Raw genomic sequence first — 21,459 nt, 5'->3', positions numbered from 1 at the left:
TCTTGAGAAGAGGGGGAGGGTTGCTCCGGTCCGCAGCGGGCGGCCGAGCCGGCAGGCGACTGCCAGTAGGACGGGCGCGGTGCGTGGTGACCCAGGTGGGGGCGGCCTAGGCAGCAGGTGGCTGCCCCGAAGAAGGCGGTTCTGCGGTGCGCTACCTCGGGGGCGGCTGCTGGGATGTGACCGTGCGTCGCCTTGGGCGGGTACTCGACGACGGCCGCGGAGTTTCGCGTAGTCGGCCGTAGGTGGGTGCGGGCTGGGTGGGAGTCAGGAGAACAGGCGGGTGCGGGTGGGCGGCGCTGCCCAGGAATGCGGGCGGTGGTGCTGCTCTGGAGAGTCGGTGGGTGCGGGGTGGGACGAGGTCAGGAGAGCAGGCGGGAGCGGGCGGCGGCGCTGCGGGGGTCGGTCGGGGGGAGGGCGGCGAGGCGTTCCAAGATCTCGTAGTCGTCGCGGCCGTTGCAGGTCTGTGCGTACGTCCACAAGTCCTCGGGCGTCCCGTGCCGCAGGAGGCGGGCGCGGACCTGGGCTTCGAGTTCGTCGCGTTCGCGGCGAATCTCCGGTGACTCCGAGCGGGGCAGCAGCGGGCCGGGGTAGGAGCGGGCGAGGCTGGCGGGGTCGCCGGCGGGCAGCAGGCGGCGCAGCGCGAGGAAGTCGGCCTCGACGGGGCAGGTCAGCCGGTACGGCTTCGCCGCGATGGCGTCACCGAGCTGGGCGCGGAGCCGGTGGATCTCGGCCCGGATGGTGACGGGGTTGCCGTCGTCGCCGTAGAGGTGGAAGGAGAGCTGCTCGGCGGTCAGGCCATGGGGGTGGAGGGCGAGGAGCGTGAGGATCTCGGCGTGCCGCAGCGACAGGGGGCGGTCGCGGTCGCCGTAGGTGGCGGAGGGCGGGCGTTCGCCGAGGAAGGACAGCGTGAGCAGGGGCGGGGCGGTGGGCGGGGCGGGCCGCAGGAGGTAGCCGTCGGAGAAGGGCTCCAGCAGGGCGACGCTGCCGTCCTTGAGGATCATGCGCCGCCCGGCGAAGTGGGCGCGCTCGTCGAGGTGGACGCGATCGCCGAGGTCGCCCGCGGGGTCGCCGGAGATGACGCGGCCGGTGGCCGACAGCAGGACCCCTGGCCGGCCGCGCAGCGACTCGTAGCGGCGGCGCAGGCGTTCGTCGTGCTCGTGCATGCGCAGCGCGAGCTGCGTCTCGGCGAGCTTGGCCGTGGTGGCGACGAGGGCGACGGTGGCGGGGTGGAGGCTGCGGGAGGTGCCGCTGACGTCGACGCAGCCGATGACCCGGCCGGAGTCGGGGTCGGTGATGGGGGCGGCGCTGCAGGACCAGACGTGCAGCACCCGCATGAGGTGCTCTTCGGAGAAGACGTGGACGGGCCGCCCGGTGGCGAGCGCGGTGCCGATGCCGTTGGTGCCGACGTGCTGCTCGCTCCACTGGTGACCGTCGGCCAGGCCGATGCCGTCGGCGCGCGACAGCGTGGTGTGGTTTCCCTCGCGCCACAGCACGCGCCCGTCACCGTCGGTGACGATCATGACGTGGCCGCTCGCGTCGGCGAGCCCGGCCAGGGTGTGGGCGAGCAGCGGGAGCAGCGGGCGCAGCGGGTGGTCGTCACGCAGGTCCCTGATGTGGGAGGGGTCGATGACGAGCGGCGCGCTCGTGCCTTCGAGATCGATGCCGGCGTCGAGCGAGCGGATCCAGGATGCCTTGATCAGGCGGCGGGGCGCGTGCGGCCAGCTCTGGCCGGCGGCGACGGCTTCGTAGGCCCCGCGCAGCAGGCGGGAGTACGCGTCGAGATGGGGGTAACTCATCGGTCACTCCAAGTAGTCAAGTTAGAGCATCCGTCTTATGGGCCATAAGCGCAAGTCGTTCGGGGGATTGCGGAGGGTGATTGAATGAACGCAACGTGTGTGCAACGTTGCCCCCACTAGCGTTCTTGACCAACGCGTCGGCGTGGTGCGGCCGCTCCGCCGACGTGGTGGCCGGGTCTCGGACGCTGGAGGGGGGCCGAGATCCGGCCAGAACACGCCGACACACGACAGAACATGGTCATGAGGGCCTGGTCAGGACGGCGCCTGCACACCGGAAAAGCCCGCCATGAGGGGCGTCGAGGAGCGCAATTCGCATCTCGTACGGGGAAAAGGCCACGAAACAAGGGGACACCCCAGTACATGACGCCGCCCAAACACCGTAGGCTCGTGGCAGTCAAGAACGCGGAGCCACGAGGAGCGCACGACGGTGAACCCAGGGGATGTCAACCTGCAGCAGCTGCTGGAGCAGGCCCAGCTCATGCAGCAGCAGCTCGTGAGCGCCCAGCAGGAGCTCAACGACGCGCAGATCGAGGGCTCGGCCGGCGGCGGCCTGGTCACGGCCGTCGTCAACGGCTCGGGCGAGCTGCTGGAGCTCAAGATCGACCCGAGTGTGATCGACGCGGGCGACGCGCAGGACACCGCCGACACGATCGCCGACCTGGTGATCGCGGCCGTCCGCGACGCCGTACGCGCGGCCGCCGACCTGCAGCAGGAAAAGCTCGGCCCGCTCGCGCAGGGGCTGGGTGGCGGCGGCCTCGGACAGTTGCCAGGGTTCTAGGCATGTACGAAGGGGTCGTCCAGAACCTGATCGACGAGCTGGGGCTGCTGCCCGGCGTCGGTCCCAAGAGCGCGCAGCGGATCGCGTTCCACCTGCTGGCGGCCGATCCAGCCGACGTCAAGCGGCTGGCGCACGCGTTGCTGGAGGTCAAGGAGAAGGTGCGCTTCTGCCGGGTGTGCGGCAACGTGGCCTCCGAGGAGGAGTGCCGCATCTGCCGCGACGCCCGCCGCGACACCCACGTCATCTGCGTCGTCGAGGAGTCGAAGGACGTCGTGGCGATCGAGAAGACGCGCGAGTTCCGCGGCACCTACCACGTGCTGGGCGGCGCCATCAGCCCCATCGACGGGGTCGGCCCCGACGACCTGCGCATCCGTGAGCTCATGACGCGCCTGGCCGACGGCCGGGTCACCGAGCTCATCCTCGCCACCGACCCCAACCTCGAGGGCGAGGCGACGGCTACCTACCTCGCCCGTCTGGTCAAGCCGATGGGCGTCAAAGTGACACGACTGGCCAGCGGTCTGCCTGTGGGCGGTGATCTCGAGTACGCCGACGAGGTCACCTTGGGCCGCGCGTTCGAAGGACGGAGGCTGCTGGATGTCTGACCAGTGGAGTGCTCTGGCGGAAGAGATCTCCGGGCACGCGCAGAACTACGTGGACGGTCTGACCAGGATGGCGGGCGGCGAGGGCGGCGACGCCATCTGGTCGATCCTGCTGGTGGAGGTCGCCCAGGTGAGCCTCGCGGGCGCCAAGCTGGGCGCTAACCGCGACGTGATCCTGTCGGGCAACTACGAGCCGCCGATGAGTGAGGACCCCGACATCGACGGGGTGCGCACGGCGCTGGCCGAGCGGCTGGAGGCGGTCGACGACTACGTCGAGGTGTTCGACCCGTACAAGGACACGGCCGTCACGCCGTACCGGCTCTCCGACGACCTGACCGCGGTCGCCGCCGACCTCATCCACGGGCTGCGCCACTATCACGCGGGCCGGCCGCACGAGGCGCTGTGGTGGTGGCAATACTCCTACTTCAACACGTGGGGCAACCACGCGGGCGCCGCGATGCGCGCGCTGCAGGCCCTCGCGGCGCATTCCCGCCTCGACGTGGCGGAGGAAACGACCTCGGTCTGAGTATCCACATACTGGTACGACCCACCAGCCGCACGAGACGCCCCGGATAGACTGGCAGCTCACAGTCCAAACCGGGAGACTCTCGTGGCGCTCGTTGTGCAAAAGTACGGTGGTTCGTCCGTCGCCGACGCGTCCTGCATCAAGCGGGTCGCGCAGCGGATCGTCACGACGAAAAAAGCCGGCAACGACGTGGTCGTGATCGTCTCCGCAATGGGCGACACGACGGACGAGCTGCTCGACCTGGCCGAGCAGGTGTCGCCGCTGCCCCCGGCACGCGAGCTCGACATGCTGCTGACCTCGGGCGAGCGCATCTCGATGGCGCTGCTGGCGATGGCGATCGCCAACCTCGGCCACGAGGCCCGCTCGTTCACCGGCTCGCAGGCGGGCGTGATCACCGACTCCACGCACGGCAAGGCGCGCATCATCGACGTGACGCCGAGCCGCATCAAGGAGGCGATCGACCAGGGCCACATCGCGATCGTGGCCGGGTTCCAGGGCGTCTCGCAGGACACCAAAGACATCACCACGCTCGGCAGGGGCGGCTCCGACACCACGGCGGTCGCCCTGGCGGCGGCGCTCGAGGCCGACGTCTGCGAGATCTACACCGACGTCGACGGCATCTTCACCGCCGATCCGCGCATCGTGCCCGCGGCGCGCCAGATTCCGCGGATCAACTACGACGAGATGATGGAGATGGCGGCCTGCGGTGCGAAGATCCTGCACCTGCGGTGCGTCGAGTACGCGCGCCGCTTCGCCCTGCCGATCCACGTACGCAGCTCGTTCAGCACCAAGGAAGGCACGTGGGTCGTAGCCGACCCTTACACCGAAGGAACCGAGATGGAGCAGCCGATCATCTCCGGCGTGGCGCACGACCGGAGCGAGGCCAAGATCACTGTTGTCGGGGTGCCCGACAAGGTCGGCGAGGCTGCGACGATCTTCAAAACGCTGGCCGACGCCGAGATCAACATTGACATGATCGTGCAGAACGTCTCGGCCGCGGCCACGGGCCGCACCGACATCTCCTTCACGCTTCCCACGGCCGACAGCCAGACGGCGCTGGGCTCGCTGAAGAAGATCCAGCCCCGGATCGGTTTCGAGTCGCTGCTGTTCGACGACCAGATCGGGAAGGTGTCGCTGATCGGCGCGGGCATGCGCTCGCACCCGGGCGTCACCGCGACGTTCTTCGCGGCCCTCGCCGACGCGGGGGTCAACATCGAGATGATCTCCACTTCAGAGATCCGCATCTCTGTTGTGGTCGGGCAGGACGGTGTCGACGCGGCCGTGGCGGCCGCCCACCGCGCCTTCGACCTCGACGCCGACCAGGTCGAAGCCGTGGTGTACGGAGGTTCAGGACGATGAGCAAGAGGCCCAATCTGGCCCTGATCGGCGCGACCGGCGCCGTGGGCACCGTCATGCGCGACATCGTGTCGACGCGCGAGGACATCTGGGGCGAGATCCGTCTCGTCGCCTCGGCCCGTTCGGCGGGCAAGGTGCTGTCCGTACGCGGCGAGGACGTCGTGGTGCGGGCGCTGGCCCCTGAGGTGTTCGACGGCATCGACATCGCCATCTTCGACGTCCCCGACGAGGTGTCGGCCGTGTGGGTGCCGATCGCGGCCGAGCGCGGCGCGATCGCCATCGACAAGTCGGGCACGTTCCGCATGGAGCCCGACGTTCCGCTGGTGGTGCCCGAGGTCAACCCGCTCGACGCGCGCGAGCGGCCGCGGGGCATCATCTCGACCCCCAACTGCACGACGCTGTCGATGATGGCGGCCATGGGGGCGCTGCACGCCGAGTTCACGCTCAAGGAGCTGGTCGTCGCCTCCTACCAGGCGGTGTCCGGGGCCGGCGTGGCGGGTTCGGCGCGGCTCTACGACGAGATCGAGGCGCTGGCCGGTGACCGCACGGTCGGGCAGAGCGCGGGCGACGTCCGCAAGGCGCTGGTCGACAAGCTGCTGGCCGACTCGCCTTTCCCGGCGCCCATCGCGTTCAACGTGGTGCCGTGGGCGGGCTCCGACAAGGGTGACGGCTGGGCCTCCGAGGAGCTCAAGCTCCGCAACGAGTCCCGCAAGATCCTCGGCATCCCCGGCCTGAAGGTCTCCGCGACCTGCGTGCGCGTGCCGGTCATCACCACCCACTCGCTGGCCGTGCACGCGCGTTTCGAGCGCGAGATCACGGTCGCCGAGGCGCACCGCGTGCTTGAGGCGGCGCCGACGGTGGTGCTGATGGACGACCCGGCCAACGGTGTCTGGCCGACGCCCGTCGACGTGGTGGGCACCGACCCGACCTACGTCGGTCGTGTCCGTCAGGCGATCGACTTCCCCAACACGCTCGACCTGTTCGTCTGCGGTGACAACCTGCGCAAGGGCGCGGCGCTCAACGCGGCGGAGATCGCCGAGCTGGTGGCGGCCGAGTTCCGGTAAGCCGGTGTTCCGGCAAGCCGGGTTCCGGTAAGCCGTTCTACGAGGTGGCGCCGTACGTCGTCGTGCGGCGTCACTTTCTTTCCGGCGGCTGCGTGAGCCGCGGCCCTGTCACCGGAAGAGGATGTCCCAGTGGTCGCCCTCGTCGGCGAAGACCTTGCCTGAGCCCTTGTAGAGCCGGGCTCCGTCGCTGCGTACGCCGGCCTTGTCGTAGTGCTTGTGGATGTGCCGGTCGATGCAGACGTTGTGGGCGATGTCCAGCTTGTAGCCGTTGCCGTGGCTGTAGTGGCCGGGCGCGTGGCCGTGCTCGGTGCCGCCGGTCACCAGGATCGGGCAGCCGCTCTTGTGCTTCAGCCGGATGATCTCAGCGATCGTGCCGGTCCGTACGCGCTCCAGCGACGTGCAGTGGCGCATGTGCTTGCTGGTGCAGCGGCCGGTGGACTTCGTCTTCAGCCCGGCGTGCCTGAGCCAGTGGGCGGCGGTCGTGTGGGACATGGTCACCGCCGCCGTCCTGGGCAGGACCCGCGTCAGATCGACCCGAGCGTGCCGCTGCGCGGCGTGCGCCCGCAACCGGGGCATCGTGGCGGCCCTGGTGTGGACGCGCTGCTTGTGCGCCTTCCTGGCCCCGGGCAGCGCCTTGGGGCGTGCCTTGGGCTTGACCGGCTCCGCCCTGGTCTCCGCGACGCCGGTCCTGACCGCCTCGACGGCGGCCGGCCTGGCCGGCTCCACGAGGTCGGACGCCTCTTCCCACGCGGGTTCCTGGGCGTCGTCGCTCTCGTCCCACGACGGCCACTCGCTCATCGCGCCGAGTTCCGCGCGGGCCTCGATCAGCCGCCGGTGCGCCCAGGCGATGCGCGGCCCGATCTCGTACGCGTCGGAGAGGACCGCGCTCAGCACGGCCGGGCTGTGCTCCCAGCCGCCGGGCCCGTGCAGGCCGCTCGGTGCCGGCACCTTTTCGGGGTAGGTGGCGGCGGCGGCAGCGGTGGCCAGCGCGATTATGGTGATCTGAATGCCGAGGAGCGCGACTATCAGGAGCCGCACTGTTCCACGTATCCACATGTCGATGCCTTTTCGCGGAAATAGCCCTTCCGCCTGAAACGACAATCCCACCATTCACTGGAGATAACTCGCACCGCGAGTGCAACTTTGCCTTGTGGCGGTGATCACCGTGCGGCTCCATGACCTAACCGTGTTCGACGACGTAAAGTGACGAACGTGTCCGAAGCCCGAAACAGAGGAGCGGAGAGCACTCGAGAGGTCATCGTCGAGACGGCCTTGCGACTGTTCAGGGAGCGCGGCTTCGACGCGACCACCATGCGGGCCATCGCGGCCGAGGCCGGTGTGTCCGTGGGCAACGCTTACTACTACTTCGACAGCAAGGAGGCGTTGATCCAGGCTTATTACGACCGGGCGCAGGCCGAGCACGAAGCCGCGTGCCGGGAGTTCCTCGCCACGGAGGAGTCGTTCGCGGCCAGGTTGAGCGGGGTGCTGCGGGAGTGGGTGCGGGTCTCCGAGCCCTACCACGAGTTCGCCGTGAAGTTCTTCAAGCACGCGGCCGAGCCGACCAATCCGCTCAGCCCGTTCAGCAAGCAGTCCTCGCCCGCGCGTGAGGCGTCGATCGCCATCTACCGGGAGGTCGTCGAGGGCTCGCGCGACCGGATGAACGCCGAGCTGCGCGAGGAGCTGCCCGAGCTGCTGTGGCTGCTGTCGATGGGCATGGTGCTGTTCTGGGTGCACGACACCTCGGAGGGGTGCGCGCGGACGTACCGGCTGATCGAGGTGACGGTGCCGCTGGTGGACCGGCTGGTCGGGCTGTCGCACCTGCCGGGGTTGCGGGGCATCACGAAGGACTTCATCGCGGCGGTGCACGAGCTGCGGGCCTAGGGCGACATACCGAGCGGTTGGTATGGTCCTCCTGATGTGGCATCTGGGAGGCCGTGTATGACGCAGAACTGGGGTATGACGATCCCCTTCTACGATCGATCGCTGTCCAAGGCGCAGGACCTCATAGCCGAGCTGCCCGCGCTCGGCTACACCGACGTGTGGTCCGCCGAGGTCAACGGCGCCGACGGGTTCGTGCCGCTGGCGCTGGCCGCGCAGTGGGCGCCGCAGGTGCGGCTGGGCAGCGCGATCGTGCCCGTCTCGACGCGCGGCCCCGGGCTGCTCGCGATGTCGGCCGCGACGCTGGCCGACCTCGCGCCCGGCCGGTTCGTGCTGGGCGTCGGGGCGTCGTCGCCGGCGATCGTCGAGCGGTGGAACGCGGGCACGTTCGCCAAGCCGTACGCGCGTACCCGCGACACCCTGCGCTTCCTGAAGCGGGCGCTGGCGGGGGAGAAGGTCTCGGAGGCGTACGAGACGTTCGAGGTCAAGGGCTTCAAGCTGGAACGCGCGCCCAAGACGCCACCGAAGATCGTGCTGGCCGCGCTGCGGCCGAGGATGCTGCGGCTGGCCGCCGAGGAGGCGGACGGCGCGATCACGAACTGGCTCGCGCCCAGCGACGTCCGGAAGGTCCGCGCCGAGATCGGCCCCGACACCGAGCTGATCGCCCGCCTGTTCGTCTGCGTGGACGAGGACACCGAGCGGGTCCGCGAGACCGCGAGGTGGATGCTCGCGAGCTACCTGACCGTCCCCGTCTACGCGGCCTTCCACGACTGGCTGGGCCGCGGCGAGGTGCTCCGCCCGATGCATGAGGCGTGGGCCGCGGGCGACCGGCAGGCCGCGCTCAAGGCCATCCCCGACGAGGTGGTGGACGACCTGATCGTGCACGGCGACGCCGCCACCTGCCGGGCCCGCATCAAGGAGTACGTCGCCAACGGCCTCGACACCCCGGTCCTCGCGCCGTTGCCCGGCGCGACGCCCATCGACCAGGCGGTCCGCGAGCTGGCACCGGAGGCGTAGGCGATGCGCGACCTACTGCGGCTGGACGCGACCGGCCAGGCCCAGGCGGTCAGGGACGGTCAGGTGTCGGCGCGCGAGCTGGCCGAGGCCGCGATCGCGCGCATCGAGGAGACCGACGGGGTGCTCAACGCGGTCGTCCACCGGCGGTTCGAGCGGGCGCTCGCCGAGATCGACGCCATCCCGGCCGGTGCGCCCTTCCGCGGGGTGCCGATCCTGCTCAAGGACCTCGGCTGGCGGGAGGCGGGCGAGCCGTACAGCGCGGGGTCGAACGTGCGCGACGGGGTCGAGGACGCCGCCGACGCGTACGGGGTCGTCCGGCTGCGCGAGGCCGGGTTCGTGCTGCTCGGGCGGACGAACACCCCCGAGTTCGGCAGCACGATCACGACGGAGCCGGTCGCGTTCGGGGCGACGCGGAACCCGTACGATCCGGCGTACTCGGCGGGCGGGTCGAGCGGCGGGTCGGCGGCGGCGGTGGCGGCCGGGATGGTCGCGCTGGCCACGGCGAGCGATGGCGGCGGCTCGATCCGGGTGCCCGCCTCGCTGTGCGGGCTGGTGGGGCTCAAACCGTCGCGCGGCCGGGTCAGCCTCGGCCCGGCGATGGGTGAGGGGTGGAACGGCTTCTCCTGCCCCGGTTTCGTCACCAGGACCGTACGCGACACCGCGGCGGCGCTCGACGCCGTCTCCGGCATGCATCCGGGCGACCCGTACGACGCCCCGCCGCTGCCCGGCAGGCTCGCCGACGAGGTGGGCCGCGACCCGGGACGGCTGCGCGTCGGGTTCCTCACCACGCACCCGCGCGGCGACGTCCCCGAGGCGCCCGAGGTGACGGAGGCGGTCACCGGGGCCGCCGCGCTGCTGGAGTCGCTGGGCCACGACGTCACCGAGGGCGGGCCGCAAGCGCTCGCCGATCCCGACTTCCCCCGCCATTTCGGCGCCATCGTCTCCGACAACCTCGCCGCGCTGGTCGCCGCACTCGGCGAAGCACGGGGCAAGCCGGTGGAGATGGAGGAGCTGGAGCTGCGCAACGCCGCCATGGTCGGCGCGGGCCGCCAGCGCAGTGCCGCCGACCACCTGCTGTCCACGCAGTGGATGGACGGGTTCCGCCGCGGGATGGCCGCCTGGTGGAGCTCCGGGTACGACCTGCTGCTGGTGCCGTCGGTGGCGGCGGCGCCGTTCCCGCTGGGCTGGATCCCGCCGGACGACCTCAGCACCGCGTTCGGGCGTACCGCGTCGGTGGTCGCCTTCACCTCGCCGATCAACGCGACCGGCCAGCCGGCCGTCTCACTGCCCCTGCACAGGACCTCAGCGGGGCTGCCGGTGGGCGTGCAGCTCGTGGCCGCCGCCGGGCGCGAGGACCTCCTCGTACGGGTGGCCGCCCAGATAGAGCACGCCAGGCCGTTCGAGCACCCCTGCCTGCCCTGACCTGAGGACAGGAACCCCTGGCCTTTCCGACGCGTTATGTCGTGAGAGACCGGGGGTAGGGGGTTGCACATGATGGCGAAGGCAGCACGGGCGGCGGCGGCGTGGAAGACCTACCGCGAGGTGACCAGGCCCGGGTCGCCGCCACTGATGACCAGGGTCAGGGCGATCCCGCGGATGCTGGGCGCGGTCATGCGCGGCCAGTACGCGGGCATGGGCAAGGGCAAGCTGGCGCTGATGGGGCTCGGCGTGGTCTACCTGATCTCGCCGATCGACGTCATCCCCGACTTCCTCATGCTGATCGGGGTGGCCGACGACTTCGGCGTGTTCCTGTGGCTGATGGCCTCGCTGCTCGGCGAGAGCGGCCGCTACGTCCAGCGGGAACGCGAGGTCATCCAGGGCCGGCTCGACGAGGTCTAGATCTCCTCCATCCGCAGCCAGGCCCGCGACGGCAGCGGGTGACCGAACAGGCGGGCGGCGTTGCCGTAGGCGACCCTGGCGATGTCGGCCGGTGGGAGCGTTCCGAGATTCTGGGCCACCGACTTCTGCGTGTCGGGCCAGGTCGAGTCGGAGTGGGGGTAGCCGCTCTCCTGCAGCACGTGGTCGAGGCCGACCGCGAGCCGCACACCCGACAGCGCGTGGTCGTCGAGGGTGCCGAAGAAGAAGTTGCGGCGCAGCACCTCGCTGGGCTTGAGCCCGCCCTCCCACGACGCCTCGCCGGCCACCGGGTGGTCGAGGGCGTAGTCGGCGCGCTCGGCCAGCATCGGCAGCCAGCCCACGCCGCCCTCGACGATGAGGATGCGCAGTGCGGGGAAGCGCAGCGGCAGCCCTGACCACAGCCAGTCGGCGCAGGCGAACATGGCGCTCGTCGGCATGAGCGTGGTGATGGCCTCGATGGGCGTGTCCGGCGACGGCACGGGCGACCAGGAGGAGTCGCCGGCGTGCAGGCAGACGACGGTGCCGGTCTCCTCGCACGCGGCGAAGAACGGGTCCCAGTGGCCCGAGTGGATCGACGGCAGCCGCAGCCTGGTCGGGAACTCGGGGAACACGACCGCCTTGAATCCTCTGGCCGCGTTGGCCCTGATCTCCTTGGCCGCCACGTCGGGGTCGGGCAGCCACGGCAGCTGCAGGCCGATGATGCGCTCGGGGTAGGTGCCGGCCCAGACGTCGATGTGCCAGTCGTTCCACGCCCGCACGAGGGCGAGGCCGAGCTCCTGGTCGCGGGTCCTGGCGAACGGCATGCCGGCCTGCCCGGCCAGCATGCCGGGGAAGCAGAGCGCGGCCCAGATGCCGGCCAGGTCCATGTCCTGGATGCGGGCCTCGATGTCGTGGCAGCCCGGACGCATGTTCTCGAACCTGACGGGGTCGAGCGTCCGCTGCTCTCTCGGCAGCCCCGCGCCGACGTCGATGCCGGCGCACGGATAGGTCGCGCCGCCGTAGCGCCAGACCTGGTGACCGGCCTCCGTCTCCACGACCTTGGGCGCGACCTCGGCGTATTTCTCCGGCAGGCGCCCTTCGAACAGGTCGGGCGGCTCGATCAGGTGATCGTCGGCTGAGATGATCACGTAGTCGCGCCGCCTGGGGTCAGGATCGGGGAGCAGCGGCGTAGTCACGCACGTAACCGTACGACGGCGGCATAACGTCGAACAAGCTGCGACGTATCCGTTGGGTCTCTGCGTGAGGATGTTGACCCGGGACCGCCGGGAGGGGGATGGCTGGCGATCCCGGGATGAACGGGCCCGCCTCGCGCAGCAAGCAGGCCCTGCGCTCCACTACCCAGCGCCGTTCGCCTCAGTCAGCAAATGTGCGCGGAGTTCGGCGACCGCGTCGGGGGAAAGTTGGAGCACCTGAGTGACATACCTCTCGATGCTGCCGTGACGGGCCGTGAGGTCGGTGAGGAAGAGCCGCATGGTCTCGGCGGGGGCCAGCCCGAAGCCCGGCCACAGCGGCGTGTCAGGGTGGCGCCTGCGCCAGTCGGCGATGAAGCGCTCGGTGGCGCGGCCGGTGAGCGCGTAGTCCGCCACGATGTCGTCCTCGTCCACGCCGACCAGCGACAGCACGAGCGCGGTGAGCACGCCCGTACGGTCCTTTCCCGCCGCGCAGTGCACGACCACGGGCGCGTTGTCCGCCGCCGCGACGGTCTCCAGGGCGGTCCTGAGGTTGGCGACGCCGTCCTCGGTGATCTCCAGGTAGCGGTCGGCGAGGTAGCGGGCGATGCCCACCTCCTCGCTGTACGGGGTGAGCTCCCAGCGCCGGCCCTCGATGGGCAGGTTCTGGTAGTGGGGGCAGTCGCTTTCCGGCACGCGTCCGGCCTTCTCGACCTCGAAGGGGTGACGCAGATCGATGACGCTGCGCACGCCCAGTGCCCGGTAGGCGGCGAGGTCGTCGCCGGCCAGCCAGCCGAGGGAGTCGGCGCGGTAGAGCCGCTGCCAGCGGACGGTACGCCCGCCTTGGGTGGCATATCCACCTACGTCGCGGAAGTTGCACAGATTGGTGAACTCAATGTGGCGGATCACCCTCAACACCCTAATTGGCGACGCTCTTCGTCTCCGAGGTCGCCGTTCCTTCCGAGGCCGCCTTTTCGTCCGATGCCGATGCCGATGCCGATGCCGATGACGCCCGGCGCTCGGCCGCCTCGCGCCGGATGAGCAGCAGCCAGCCGCCGATCGCGATGCCGATGAACAACCACCACTGCACGCCGTAGGCCAGGTTGAGCCCGCCTCCTGAGCCGACGTCGGGCGCGGGCACGGGCGCCGGCGCGGTGGCGGCCGCGGGCCGCTGCTCGGTCAGCTCGACGTAGCCGCCCACCAGCGTGTACGGCAGCCCCTTGCCGATGGCACCGGCGTCGATGAGCAGCACCTGGCCGGGCGGCAGCCCGCCACGGTCGCGTACGCCGCTGTTCTCCTCGGTCTCGCTGGGCCGCAGCCGGCCGGTCACCGTCACCTGCCCGGTGGGCGGAGCGGGTACGTCGGGCGGGGTGTCGGCGGTGGCGCCGGCGGGCACCCAGCCCCGGTTGACGATCACGCCGGTGCCAGGGCCGGTGACGAGCGGGGTCAGCACGTAGTAGCCGTTGCGGCCCTCCTGGGGGCGGCGGCGTACGACGAGGGCGTGGGCCGTGTCGTACGTGCCCGCGACCGTCACCTTCCTGAACCGGTCGTCCTCCTTGACCGGCTTTCCCGGCGCGGCGAGCCGGTCGAGCGGCACGGGCGGCGCCCCGATGTTGGCGGTCACCCGCTCGCTGTTGGCCGAGCGCTCTTCGAACCGGCCGAACTGCCACCGCCCGAGCAGCACGAAAGCGGGAATGACCAGCAGCACCACGACGTGGAGCACGAGCCATCGAGGCGTCAGCAGGAACCGGTACACGCCTTCAAGACTAGGCACCGGCACCGGTGGTGCCGAACTCAGGCACGGGTGAGGTGGGCGCCCTCGCCGGGCACGGGGGTGACCTCGCGCGGCCCGTCCACCTCATGGCCGTCGGCGCAGCGGAAGCGCAGCTCGATGGGGGCGCCGCAGTCGCGGTGGGTGAGCAGCACAGGAGGGCCCTCGTCGCCCGCGAGGTATTTGTCGCCCCAATGCATGAGGGCGACCAGCAGGGGATAGAGGTCGCGGCCCTTGTCGGTGAGCCGGTATTCGTCGCGCTGCCGCTGGCCCGGCTCGCGGTAGGGCACCTTGCGCAGCAGACCCTCGTCGACCAGCCGGGACAGGCGGGCGCTGAGCACCTGGCGGGGGGCGCCGGTGCCGGCCTGCATGTCGGCGAACCTGCGTACGCCGCTGAACGCCTCGCGCAGCACCAGGAAGGTCCATTTCTCCCCGACGATCTCCAGGGTGCGCTCGATCGAGCAATTGTCCACTGGGAAATCCATGCGATAAGGCATGTTCATTTTTGCATTATACCTGAGTTCGATTGACAGACTCAGGTTTGCCGGGCAGGCTGAGTCCATGCAACGAACTCAGGTGCGGACGGTGACCCCTGACGACGAGGAGCGGATGCGGCGCTTCCTCGCCGGGCTGTCGCTGCACACGCAGACGCTGCGCTTCTTCACCGGGGTCTCCGCGCCGTCCGCCGCGCTCGTGCGTACGCTGCTGGCCGTGGACGAGCAGCGTGAGGCGCTCGTCGCGACCGACGGCGACGGCGAGATCGTCGCCCACGCCATGAGCTTCCAGGGCGGCGGGTGCGCCGACGTGGAGATCGCCGTCGTGGTCGCCGACGCCTGGCAGGGCCAGGGGCTCGGGCCGCGGCTGGTCGACGCGCTGCTGTTCGGCGCCGCGCTGCGCGGCGCGCGTACCGTGGGCATGGACGTCATGGGCGAGAACCGCCGTGTGCTGAGGCTCGTCCGCCGCCTCTGGCCGGACGCCAGAATGCGGGTCGAATCCGGTACGGTCGAAGTGACCGCTATGATCGATCAGCTGGCCTATTTGCGGAACAAGGTTCTGGTGCCACACCATTGACAGCGTGAAGAGTGTCAAGAACGGACGCGACGGCCGCACCAGGATCATCGAGGGCGCCCTCCGCCGTTTCAGCCAGGACGGCGTCTCGGCCACCACCCTGGCCAGCCTCCGTGAGGAAAGCGGCGTCAGCGTCGGCAGCTTCTACCACCACTTCGCCAGCAAAGAGCACGTCTTCGGCGTGCTGTACGGCGAGATCCTCGAGGCCTACCAGGCGGCGTTCCTCGCCGAGCTGGTCCGTCACGACGACGCCAGGGCGGGCATCGAGGCCATCGTGGCCTTCCACATGCGCTGGGCCGGCGAGCACCCCGAGAGGGCCAGGCTGCTGATCAGCGAGCGCCCGCCGCGCAAGCACGAGCCGGGCGGCGCCGAGGTGGCCGAGGCGCGGCGCGGGTTCTTCAAGCAGGTCTCCGACTGGTGGCGGCCGCACATGAAGAACGGCCGGCTCCAGCCCGTCCACCCCACCATGTGCTACGTGCTGTGGCTGGGGCCCGCCCAGGAGATGTGCCGGCTGTGGTTCGCGGGCGCGCACACGCCGACCGAGGAGGAGATCAGGGCGCTGGGCGAGGCCGCCTGGCAGAGCCTGCGCCAGCCCGCCTGACCCGTACGTTCGCGCTGGTCAGAGCCACTCGCGCCGATGCGGCGAGCAACGGGGCGGGCACTTCCTGTGGTGTTATTGTCCACATGTGAGACGACCTCGGGTGCTGGTGCTGCCCGCCCTGCCGGAGAGCGCGCTCGCCCGACTGAGCGAGTTCGCCGACCTCATGCGGGTGATCGTCTGCGACCCGTTCTTGCCCGAGGCCACCCACACCCTGCCCGCGCTGCTGGGCGAGGCCGACGTGGCCTCCCTGCACGTGCCGCTCACCGCGGAGACGCGCGGGTTCTTCGGCTCCGCCGAGTTCGGCGCGATGCGGCCGGGCGCGATCTACCTCAACACCTCGCGCGGCGCGCTGCACGACCTGCGGGCCCTGGTCGACGCGCTGCGCTGGGGGCAGGTGGGCGGCGCCGGGCTCGACCACTTCGAGGGCGAGTGGCTCGACCGGGCGCACCCGCTCACCCGGCTGCCGAACGTGGTGCTCACGCCCAGGCTGGGCGATGCCACGGGGGAGAGCAGGGACGAGCTGGCCGAGACGCTGGTGGAGGACATCGCGCGGCAGCTGCGCGGCGAGGACCAGGTGCCCGCCTAGACAGGCTGCCGCAGCCGGCTTGGAACGTGCCAGCTCGACCGGTCGAGCGAGATGTCCAGCCGCAGCTCGCCGCGCTGCCTGCGCAGTCCCGGCACGCGTACGCGGTCGAGCACGTCGAACCTACCGCGGCTCGGATAGCCGAAGCCCAGCTCGCCCGGCAGCACCCGCAGGTCGTCGCGGTTGCCGCAGCACGGGCAGGTCCACGAGACGAGGTCCATGCCGCGGTTGTAGTCGGAGCAGGCTTCGAAAAACTCGTCGGGCCGGAACTTGGAGTCACAAGCCAAGCAGGGGATGAGCATGGGTCCTGCTCCTGGGGGTGGTGACGTGAGGTGCATCTCCAGAGATATCGCGCATCCCTTGTCCGCCGCTTGCAGAACGGTTGGGAGTTTAAGTAACAGTATGAACACTGTCGGTGCCGGATCAAGCGGGCATGTCCGCAGTGAAAGGATGGTCAGGTGGAACGACTGCGCCATCACCTCCTCGACACCGGCTACACGATCGACGGCGTCCGCGAGCGCCTGGGCGCCACGGCCGCCTCGGCCCTCGCGCGCGAGGAGCTGACACCGGCCCTGCGCGCCACCGCCGGCGGAGACCCGCTGGGCACGCTGATCCGGTTGTGGTGGCTGGGCGTGCCCGTGCCGGCCAAGGGTGTCGCGCCCGAGGTGCTGGAGTCGGGGCTGGTCGCGGCCGACGGCGACCAGATCACCGCGACCGTGCACCTGCAGCCGTGGGAGACCGGCGGCTACGTCGTCTCCGACAGGAAGGTACGCCCGGGCGACCCCGCGCTGCGGCCCGACCACGTGGTGGGGGCAGGGGGCGCTTCGGCGAACCTGGCCCAGCTCGTCACCCGCCGCCCGGCCGGCAGCGCGCTCGACCTCGGCACCGGCTGCGGCGTTCAGGTGCTGCACCTCGCCGGGCGGGCCGAGCGCGTCACCGCCACCGACGTCAACCCGCGCGCGCTTGAGCTGGCCCGGCTGAGCTGGGAGTTGTCGGGGGTTTCCGGGGTCGATGCGCGGGTGGGGTCGATGTACGAGCCGGTCGAGGGTGAGCGGTTCGACCTGGTGGTGAGCAATCCGCCGTTCGTGATCGCGCCGGAGCGGGAGGGGCGGCTGACCTATCGGGAGTCGGGGGCGTCCGGTGACGACTTCTGCCGCGAGCTGGTCCGGCGCACTCCCGCCTACCTCAACCCCGGCGGGCAGGCCCACTTCCTGGCCAACTGGCTGCACGTCGAGGGCGAGGACTGGCACGACCGGGTGGGCGGCTGGCTGCGCGAGACCGGGTGCGACGCCTGGGTGGTGCAGCGCGACGTCCAGGACCCGGCCGAATACGTCGAGCTGTGGCTGCGCGACGCCGCAGAGCAGGGCAGCGCCGCCTACGCCGAGCACTACGACCGGTGGCTGGCCTGGTTCGAGGAGCGCAGGGTCGAGGGCGTCGGGTTCGGCTGGATCACGATGCGCAACTCCGGCACGCTCGACCCCGTCGTCCGCGTCGAGCACCTGGACCACCAGGTGGCGCTCCCGGTCGGCGACTACGTGGACGGCGTGATCGACGCCATCGCGGCGGCGCACCGGGCGCGGGGCCTGGAGTCGGCGCTGCTGCGGACCGCCGACGGCCTGCTCGACGAGCGCATCGGCCTGCCGGGCGCCGAGGACCCGATGCGCATCGTGCTGCGCCAGACGCAGGGCCTGCGCCGCAGCAGGGAGGTCGGCACCGTCGAGGCCGCGCTGGCCGGCGTCTGCGACGGCCAGCTGGCGCTCGGCCCGCTGCTCAACGTCATCGCCGAGCTGGTCGGAGACGGTGAGGTCACCAACGCCGACGCGCTGCGGCCGCTCATCGCCGAGGGCTACTTCCTGCTTTGATTCGCTGTTGATCGGACGTTGACACCGGAGGTGGAGTCTCTGGGGCAGGACACGGACCTGGGGGGTTCGAGGGCCGTGTCAGGTCCGGCCGGTCGTCTTGTGTGAGGCGGCAGGCCGTCATACGGAGCATCCGGATAACCGGGCCCCCTAGCGACGTGTGACGGCCGAAGATGGCCGGCCGGGCTGAACTCCATCGATCACGAGCTCTTCGTGACACCCTAAGGACAGCCTTGATCAACCATGTGTGGATGACACGTCTGGACGACGAGCTGTACTCAGGACTCGACGACGGAATCGGCGCCGCTCCTGCTGCCGGGCTCGTCGGCGGGGATGCTGTCGAGCAGGACCTTCAGATCGCCGGCCTCGGGAGCGCCGAGCCTGGTGAAGATCTCGAAAGCCCGGCGTAGGCAGTCGCGGCTGCGCGTCGTGCTGCCGAGCCCGCGCAGCGCCTTGCCGAGCACGGTGAGCGAGAGGGCCTCGCCGTACGGGTGGCCGATGTCGCGGGAGACCACCAGGGCCTCCTCGGCGTGGCGGACGGCGTCCGGGTACCGCTCGGCGGCGATGAACGTCTCGGCCAGCCGGGAGCACACCCGCTGCTCCCACACCCGCTGCTTGCTGGCGCGGAAGAAGGCCAGGCACTCGGCGTGGTGGTGGACGGCCTCGGTGAGCCGGCCGACCCGCGACAGGACGATGCCGAGGTGGTAGCGGGCGCGGGCGGTGCCGGCCCCCGAGCCCATCTCGGTGAAGATGGCGAGCCCCTTCTCGGCGGCGGCGATCGCGTCGTCGGGGCGGCCCAGGCCGAGGTGGTCGCGGGCGGAGTAGCTGAGCACGAGCGCCTCGCCGGCCGGCACGTCGTTGTCGCGGTAGAAGCGCATCGCCTCGTCGAACAGCCCGAGCGCCTCGGTGTGGCGGCGCTGCCTGCCGACCACCACGGCCAGGGCGTTGAGCACCTCGCCGGTGACGACCTTCTCCCTGCGGGCGACCGACAGCTCGTGGACGATCCTGAAGTGCTCCTCGGCCTCCTTGAGCCGGTTGGCGGCGAACAGCACCCGGCCGAGCACGTACCGGGAGCGCAGCTCGCTGCCCTGGTCGCCGTTCTTCCGCGCGGCGGCGAGCACGGCGCGGGTGCTCTGGTCGAACTCCCGCGTGTGGGTGCCCGACTCCAGCAGCGGCTCCATGGCCACCAGCAGGTCGGCGGCGGGCAGCAGGTGCTCGGGCGTGCGCGCGCAGGACGCGGCCTGGCTGATCGTGGCGAACAACGAGTCGCCCTCGGCGATGAGCCAGGCGACGGCCTCGTCCACGGTGCTGAACGTGCGCCCGGTGCCGACCACGACGAGGTTCGCCGAGATCATGCTGCCCTCGTACGCCAGCGCGTGCGCCGACTGCGCGGAGGCCAGGTAGAAGCCCAGCAGGCGGCGCAGCGCCATGGTGCGGGCCTGCGGGCGTTCCGTCCGGTCGAGCGTCCGGCGGGCGAAGAGCTTGAGCAGGTCGTGGAAGCGGTAGCGGCCGGGCGCGGGCGCTTCGAGCAGGCTCGCGTCCACGAGCGACTCCAGCACCTCCTCCGTTTCGAACGCGTCGGCGGCGAGCACGGCGGCCGCGGCGCCCGCCGAGATGTCGGGGCCGTTCGACAGCGACAGCAGGCGGAAGGCGCGGGCCTGAAGGGGGGTGAGCTGCCCGTATCCGAGCGCGAACGTCGCCTCCACGGCCAGGTTGCCCACCCGCAGCTCGTCGAGGCGGCGCTGCTCGTCGGCCAGCCTGGGCACCAGGGAGGCGACCGTCCAGGAGGGGCGGGCGGCCAGGCGGGCGGCCACGATGCGGACCGCGAGCGGCAGGAAACCGCAGGCCGCGACCACGTCCATGGCGGCGCCGTGCTCCGCGGAGACGCGCTCGGCGCCGGCCACCGCGGCGAACAGCTGCAGCGCCTCGTCCGGCTCCATGACGTCGAGGTCGATGAGCCGGGCGGCGGGCAGGTCGGCGAGCTTGCCCCGGCTGGTGACGATCGCGGCGCAGCCCGGCGAGCCCGGCAGCAGCGGGCTGACCTGGCCGGCGTCGCGGGCGTTGTCGAGCAGCACGAGGATGCGGCGCTCGGCCAGGATCGAGCGGAAGAGCGCGGAGCGCTCCGCGAGGCCGTCTGGGATGACGTCGGGCGGGATGCCGAGCGCGCGCAGGAACCCGCCGAGCGCGGACTCGGGCGCGGTCGGCTCCTCGCTGTAGCCGCGCAGGTCGGCGTAGAGCTGCCCGTCGGGGAAGACGTCGGCGAGCAGGTGGGCCACGTGGACGGCCAGCGTCGTCTTGCCGACCCCGCCGATGCCGGAGATCGCCGCCACCGGCACGCCCTCGGCCGACGGCTGGGCCGACAGCATCGTGCGCAGGCGTACCGCGACCTCCTTGCGGCCGGTGAAGTCGCTGACGGCGGCGGGCAGCTGGGCGGGCCTCGGCAGCTCAAGCGCGGCGGCCTGCTCGTCGTCGGCGGGCGGCGGCTCCTCCTCCTCGTCCTCCTCCGCCCGGTGCGGGGCGGCGAGCGCCGGGTCGGCGGCGAGTATGCGCTGATGCAGCGCCGTCAGCTCGGGCCCTGGCTCGACGCCCAGCTCGTCGACGAGCGCCTCGCGGGTCTCGGTGAAGACGTTGAGCGCGTCGCCCTGCCGGCCGCAGCGGTAGTAGGCGAGCATGAGCTGGGCGCGCAGGCGCTCGCGCAGCGGGTGCTCGGCGGTCAGCGCGATCAGCTCGGAGACGACCTTGGCGTGCTCGCCCAGCTCCAGATCGACGTCCATGAGGGTCTCGATGACGCTGATGCGCCGCTCGATCAGGCGGTCGCGCTGGTGCTCGGCGTACGGGCCGACGGTGCCGGCCAGCGGCTCGCCCTCGAACAGGGCCAGCGCGGCGCGCAGCTCGCGGGCCGCCTCGGCGAGCCTGCCCGCCTTGCGCGCGGCCTCGGCCTGGGCGACGCCGCGCTCGAAGCGGGTCAGGTCGAGCGCGTCGTCCGGCAGGCGCAGCGCGTAGCCGCGGCCGATCGAGGTGAGCAGCTCGGGGCGGGAGCGGGCGGGCCTGCCCGGTTCGAGCACCGTACGCAGGCGCGAGACGTACGTGCGCAGGGCCCCGAGTGCGCGCGGCGGCGCCTCCTCGCCCCAGACGGCGTCGATCATCTCGTTGGGGGTGACCGCGTGACCCTCGCGCAGCAGCAGCATGCCGAGGATGGAACGCTGCAGCGGGGTGCCCAGGTCGAGCTCCTGGCCGTCATGCCAGGCGCGGACAGGACCGAGCACGGCGAACCGCAGCCCGCCTTCGCCGCTCTGACCAGCCATGCCGTTCGTCTCCCAGCCAGCGAGATCTTTTGTTCCCAAATGATAAGTCCAACGACCTTTGTCACCTAGATCCCGGCAGATCCGTTCATTTTCCTGTTGATCCGTCGTCAATCCGGTGTTGAACCCGCCCCTGGATGATGAGAACCGGCAAGCAGGACACGCATCGCGGGGGCGTGTGTCTCTAGGGAGTGCGGGCAGGGCCGGAAAAATACCGGCCCCACCCGGATTTCCG

Annotated in this window: 21 protein-coding genes; 13 read left to right on the top strand and 8 right to left on the bottom strand. The window is 71.1% G+C overall.

Going from position 1 to position 21,459, the window contains the following annotated elements:
• Window positions 1-359: 359 nt before the first annotated feature.
• Window positions 360-1,796 carry a GAF domain-containing protein gene (locus AB0K18_RS21885; protein ID WP_364916903.1) on the bottom strand — a complete coding sequence of 479 codons (1,437 nt, stop codon included), beginning with the start codon at window positions 1,794-1,796 and terminating at the stop codon, window positions 360-362.
• 427 nt (window positions 1,797-2,223) lie between these two features.
• On the opposite strand from AB0K18_RS21885, the gene AB0K18_RS21880 reads away from it, so the two are divergent.
• The 5 genes from AB0K18_RS21880 to AB0K18_RS21860 all read left to right on the top strand — a co-directional run bounded on the left by AB0K18_RS21880 (window position 2,224) and on the right by AB0K18_RS21860 (window position 6,119).
• Window positions 2,224-2,574 carry a YbaB/EbfC family nucleoid-associated protein gene (locus AB0K18_RS21880; protein ID WP_185069492.1) on the top strand — a complete coding sequence of 117 codons (351 nt, stop codon included), beginning with the start codon at window positions 2,224-2,226 and terminating at the stop codon, window positions 2,572-2,574.
• Window positions 2,575-2,576: 2 nt separating this feature from the next.
• On the top strand, window positions 2,577-3,176 hold the full coding sequence (gene recR, locus AB0K18_RS21875) for a recombination mediator RecR (protein WP_219508192.1): 600 nt from the start codon (window positions 2,577-2,579) through the stop codon (window positions 3,174-3,176).
• Window positions 3,169-3,699 carry a DUF5063 domain-containing protein gene (locus AB0K18_RS21870; protein WP_345392988.1) on the top strand — a complete coding sequence of 177 codons (531 nt, stop codon included), beginning with the start codon at window positions 3,169-3,171 and terminating at the stop codon, window positions 3,697-3,699. The genes recR and AB0K18_RS21870 overlap by 8 nt, the downstream gene beginning before the upstream one ends.
• Window positions 3,700-3,783: 84 nt before the next feature.
• Complete coding sequence (locus AB0K18_RS21865; protein ID WP_364916900.1) at window positions 3,784-5,058, top strand: aspartate kinase; 1,275 nt, start codon at window positions 3,784-3,786, stop codon at window positions 5,056-5,058.
• Entirely contained in the window at window positions 5,055-6,119 is a 1,065-nt protein-coding gene (locus AB0K18_RS21860; RefSeq protein WP_364916898.1) for an aspartate-semialdehyde dehydrogenase, read from the top strand. The genes AB0K18_RS21865 and AB0K18_RS21860 overlap by 4 nt, the downstream gene beginning before the upstream one ends.
• A gap of 108 nt (window positions 6,120-6,227) precedes the next feature.
• Here AB0K18_RS21860 and AB0K18_RS21855 read toward each other — a convergent pair whose 3' ends face one another.
• Complete coding sequence (locus tag AB0K18_RS21855) at window positions 6,228-7,157, bottom strand: hypothetical protein (RefSeq protein WP_364916895.1); 930 nt, start codon at window positions 7,155-7,157, stop codon at window positions 6,228-6,230.
• A 174-nt stretch (window positions 7,158-7,331) separates the two neighbouring features.
• Between AB0K18_RS21855 and AB0K18_RS21850 the strand changes: the two genes are divergently transcribed.
• The 4 genes from AB0K18_RS21850 (at window position 7,332) to AB0K18_RS21835 (ending at window position 10,853) form a co-directional block, all read left to right on the top strand.
• Window positions 7,332-8,000, top strand: coding sequence for a TetR family transcriptional regulator (locus AB0K18_RS21850; protein WP_364368845.1), 669 nt, complete (start codon window positions 7,332-7,334; stop codon window positions 7,998-8,000).
• A 57-nt stretch (window positions 8,001-8,057) separates the two neighbouring features.
• The gene (locus AB0K18_RS21845; protein ID WP_364916893.1) at window positions 8,058-9,014 is read left to right on the top strand and encodes an LLM class F420-dependent oxidoreductase; all 957 of its coding nucleotides are present in this window, start codon (window positions 8,058-8,060) and stop codon (window positions 9,012-9,014) included.
• Window positions 9,015-9,017: 3 nt separating this feature from the next.
• Window positions 9,018-10,436, top strand: coding sequence for an amidase family protein (locus tag AB0K18_RS21840; protein ID WP_364916890.1), 1,419 nt, complete (start codon window positions 9,018-9,020; stop codon window positions 10,434-10,436).
• A 69-nt stretch (window positions 10,437-10,505) separates the two neighbouring features.
• Window positions 10,506-10,853: a YkvA family protein gene (locus tag AB0K18_RS21835; RefSeq protein ID WP_345392976.1), complete on the top strand. Its 348-nt coding sequence runs from the start codon at window positions 10,506-10,508 to the stop codon at window positions 10,851-10,853.
• Here AB0K18_RS21835 and AB0K18_RS21830 read toward each other — a convergent pair.
• From AB0K18_RS21830 to AB0K18_RS21815, 4 genes are all read right to left on the bottom strand, one after another.
• The gene (locus tag AB0K18_RS21830) at window positions 10,850-12,046 is read right to left on the bottom strand and encodes an amidohydrolase family protein (RefSeq protein ID WP_364916887.1); all 1,197 of its coding nucleotides are present in this window, start codon (window positions 12,044-12,046) and stop codon (window positions 10,850-10,852) included. The two genes, AB0K18_RS21835 and AB0K18_RS21830, sit on opposite strands and share 4 nt — an antisense overlap.
• A gap of 159 nt (window positions 12,047-12,205) precedes the next feature.
• Window positions 12,206-12,949: a tyrosine-protein phosphatase gene (locus AB0K18_RS21825; RefSeq protein ID WP_364916884.1), complete on the bottom strand. Its 744-nt coding sequence runs from the start codon at window positions 12,947-12,949 to the stop codon at window positions 12,206-12,208.
• 10 nt (window positions 12,950-12,959) lie between these two features.
• Complete coding sequence (locus AB0K18_RS21820; protein ID WP_364916882.1) at window positions 12,960-13,796, bottom strand: SURF1 family protein; 837 nt, start codon at window positions 13,794-13,796, stop codon at window positions 12,960-12,962.
• Between the two features lie 38 nt (window positions 13,797-13,834).
• Complete coding sequence (locus tag AB0K18_RS21815; RefSeq protein WP_364916880.1) at window positions 13,835-14,296, bottom strand: helix-turn-helix domain-containing protein; 462 nt, start codon at window positions 14,294-14,296, stop codon at window positions 13,835-13,837.
• Window positions 14,297-14,372: 76 nt separating this feature from the next.
• Here AB0K18_RS21815 and AB0K18_RS21810 point away from each other — a divergent pair, with 76 nt between their 5' ends.
• From AB0K18_RS21810 to AB0K18_RS21800, 3 genes are all read left to right on the top strand, one after another.
• The gene (locus tag AB0K18_RS21810) at window positions 14,373-14,882 is read left to right on the top strand and encodes a GNAT family N-acetyltransferase (RefSeq protein WP_364916877.1); all 510 of its coding nucleotides are present in this window, start codon (window positions 14,373-14,375) and stop codon (window positions 14,880-14,882) included.
• A gap of 4 nt (window positions 14,883-14,886) precedes the next feature.
• Window positions 14,887-15,480: a TetR/AcrR family transcriptional regulator gene (locus tag AB0K18_RS21805; RefSeq protein WP_364916875.1), complete on the top strand. Its 594-nt coding sequence runs from the start codon at window positions 14,887-14,889 to the stop codon at window positions 15,478-15,480.
• An 85-nt stretch (window positions 15,481-15,565) separates the two neighbouring features.
• Window positions 15,566-16,066 carry an NAD(P)-dependent oxidoreductase gene (locus AB0K18_RS21800; RefSeq protein WP_364916873.1) on the top strand — a complete coding sequence of 167 codons (501 nt, stop codon included), beginning with the start codon at window positions 15,566-15,568 and terminating at the stop codon, window positions 16,064-16,066.
• Here AB0K18_RS21800 and AB0K18_RS21795 read toward each other — a convergent pair.
• Window positions 16,063-16,365: a hypothetical protein gene (locus AB0K18_RS21795; RefSeq protein ID WP_364916870.1), complete on the bottom strand. Its 303-nt coding sequence runs from the start codon at window positions 16,363-16,365 to the stop codon at window positions 16,063-16,065. The genes AB0K18_RS21800 and AB0K18_RS21795 overlap by 4 nt on opposite strands.
• A gap of 156 nt (window positions 16,366-16,521) precedes the next feature.
• Between AB0K18_RS21795 and AB0K18_RS21790 the strand changes: the two genes are divergently transcribed.
• Window positions 16,522-17,925 carry a class I SAM-dependent methyltransferase gene (locus AB0K18_RS21790; protein WP_364916867.1) on the top strand — a complete coding sequence of 468 codons (1,404 nt, stop codon included), beginning with the start codon at window positions 16,522-16,524 and terminating at the stop codon, window positions 17,923-17,925.
• 275 nt (window positions 17,926-18,200) lie between these two features.
• Here AB0K18_RS21790 and AB0K18_RS21785 read toward each other — a convergent pair whose 3' ends face one another.
• A complete protein-coding gene (locus AB0K18_RS21785; protein WP_364916864.1) occupies window positions 18,201-21,227 on the bottom strand; it encodes a BTAD domain-containing putative transcriptional regulator in 3,027 nt (1,008 codons plus the stop codon).
• Window positions 21,228-21,459: the final 232 nt, after the last annotated feature.

The sequence above is a fragment of the Nonomuraea sp. NPDC049421 genome, from assembly GCF_040677005.1.
GTDB lineage: Bacteria > Actinomycetota > Actinomycetes > Streptosporangiales > Streptosporangiaceae > Nonomuraea > Nonomuraea salmonea.
Note: the sequence above shows the minus strand (reverse complement) of the source record. Positions and strands in the feature narration are given on the sequence as shown.

What these genes read in the sequence shown, in the direction of transcription:
- AB0K18_RS21885 (WP_364916903.1), bottom strand. Translation starts at nt 1,796, where the DNA reads ATGAGTTACCCCCATCTCGACGCGTACTCCCGCCTGCTGCGCGGGGCC.
- recR (WP_219508192.1), top strand. Translation starts at nt 2,577, where the DNA reads ATGTACGAAGGGGTCGTCCAGAACCTGATCGACGAGCTGGGGCTGCTG.
- AB0K18_RS21870 (WP_345392988.1), top strand. Translation starts at nt 3,169, where the DNA reads ATGTCTGACCAGTGGAGTGCTCTGGCGGAAGAGATCTCCGGGCACGCG.
- AB0K18_RS21860 (WP_364916898.1), top strand. Translation starts at nt 5,055, where the DNA reads ATGAGCAAGAGGCCCAATCTGGCCCTGATCGGCGCGACCGGCGCCGTG.
- AB0K18_RS21845 (WP_364916893.1), top strand. Translation starts at nt 8,058, where the DNA reads ATGACGCAGAACTGGGGTATGACGATCCCCTTCTACGATCGATCGCTG.
- AB0K18_RS21840 (WP_364916890.1), top strand. Translation starts at nt 9,018, where the DNA reads ATGCGCGACCTACTGCGGCTGGACGCGACCGGCCAGGCCCAGGCGGTC.
- AB0K18_RS21835 (WP_345392976.1), top strand. Translation starts at nt 10,506, where the DNA reads ATGATGGCGAAGGCAGCACGGGCGGCGGCGGCGTGGAAGACCTACCGC.
- AB0K18_RS21815 (WP_364916880.1), bottom strand. Translation starts at nt 14,296, where the DNA reads ATGGATTTCCCAGTGGACAATTGCTCGATCGAGCGCACCCTGGAGATC.
- AB0K18_RS21810 (WP_364916877.1), top strand. Translation starts at nt 14,373, where the DNA reads ATGCAACGAACTCAGGTGCGGACGGTGACCCCTGACGACGAGGAGCGG.
- AB0K18_RS21795 (WP_364916870.1), bottom strand. Translation starts at nt 16,365, where the DNA reads ATGCTCATCCCCTGCTTGGCTTGTGACTCCAAGTTCCGGCCCGACGAG.
- AB0K18_RS21785 (WP_364916864.1), bottom strand. Translation starts at nt 21,227, where the DNA reads ATGGCTGGTCAGAGCGGCGAAGGCGGGCTGCGGTTCGCCGTGCTCGGT.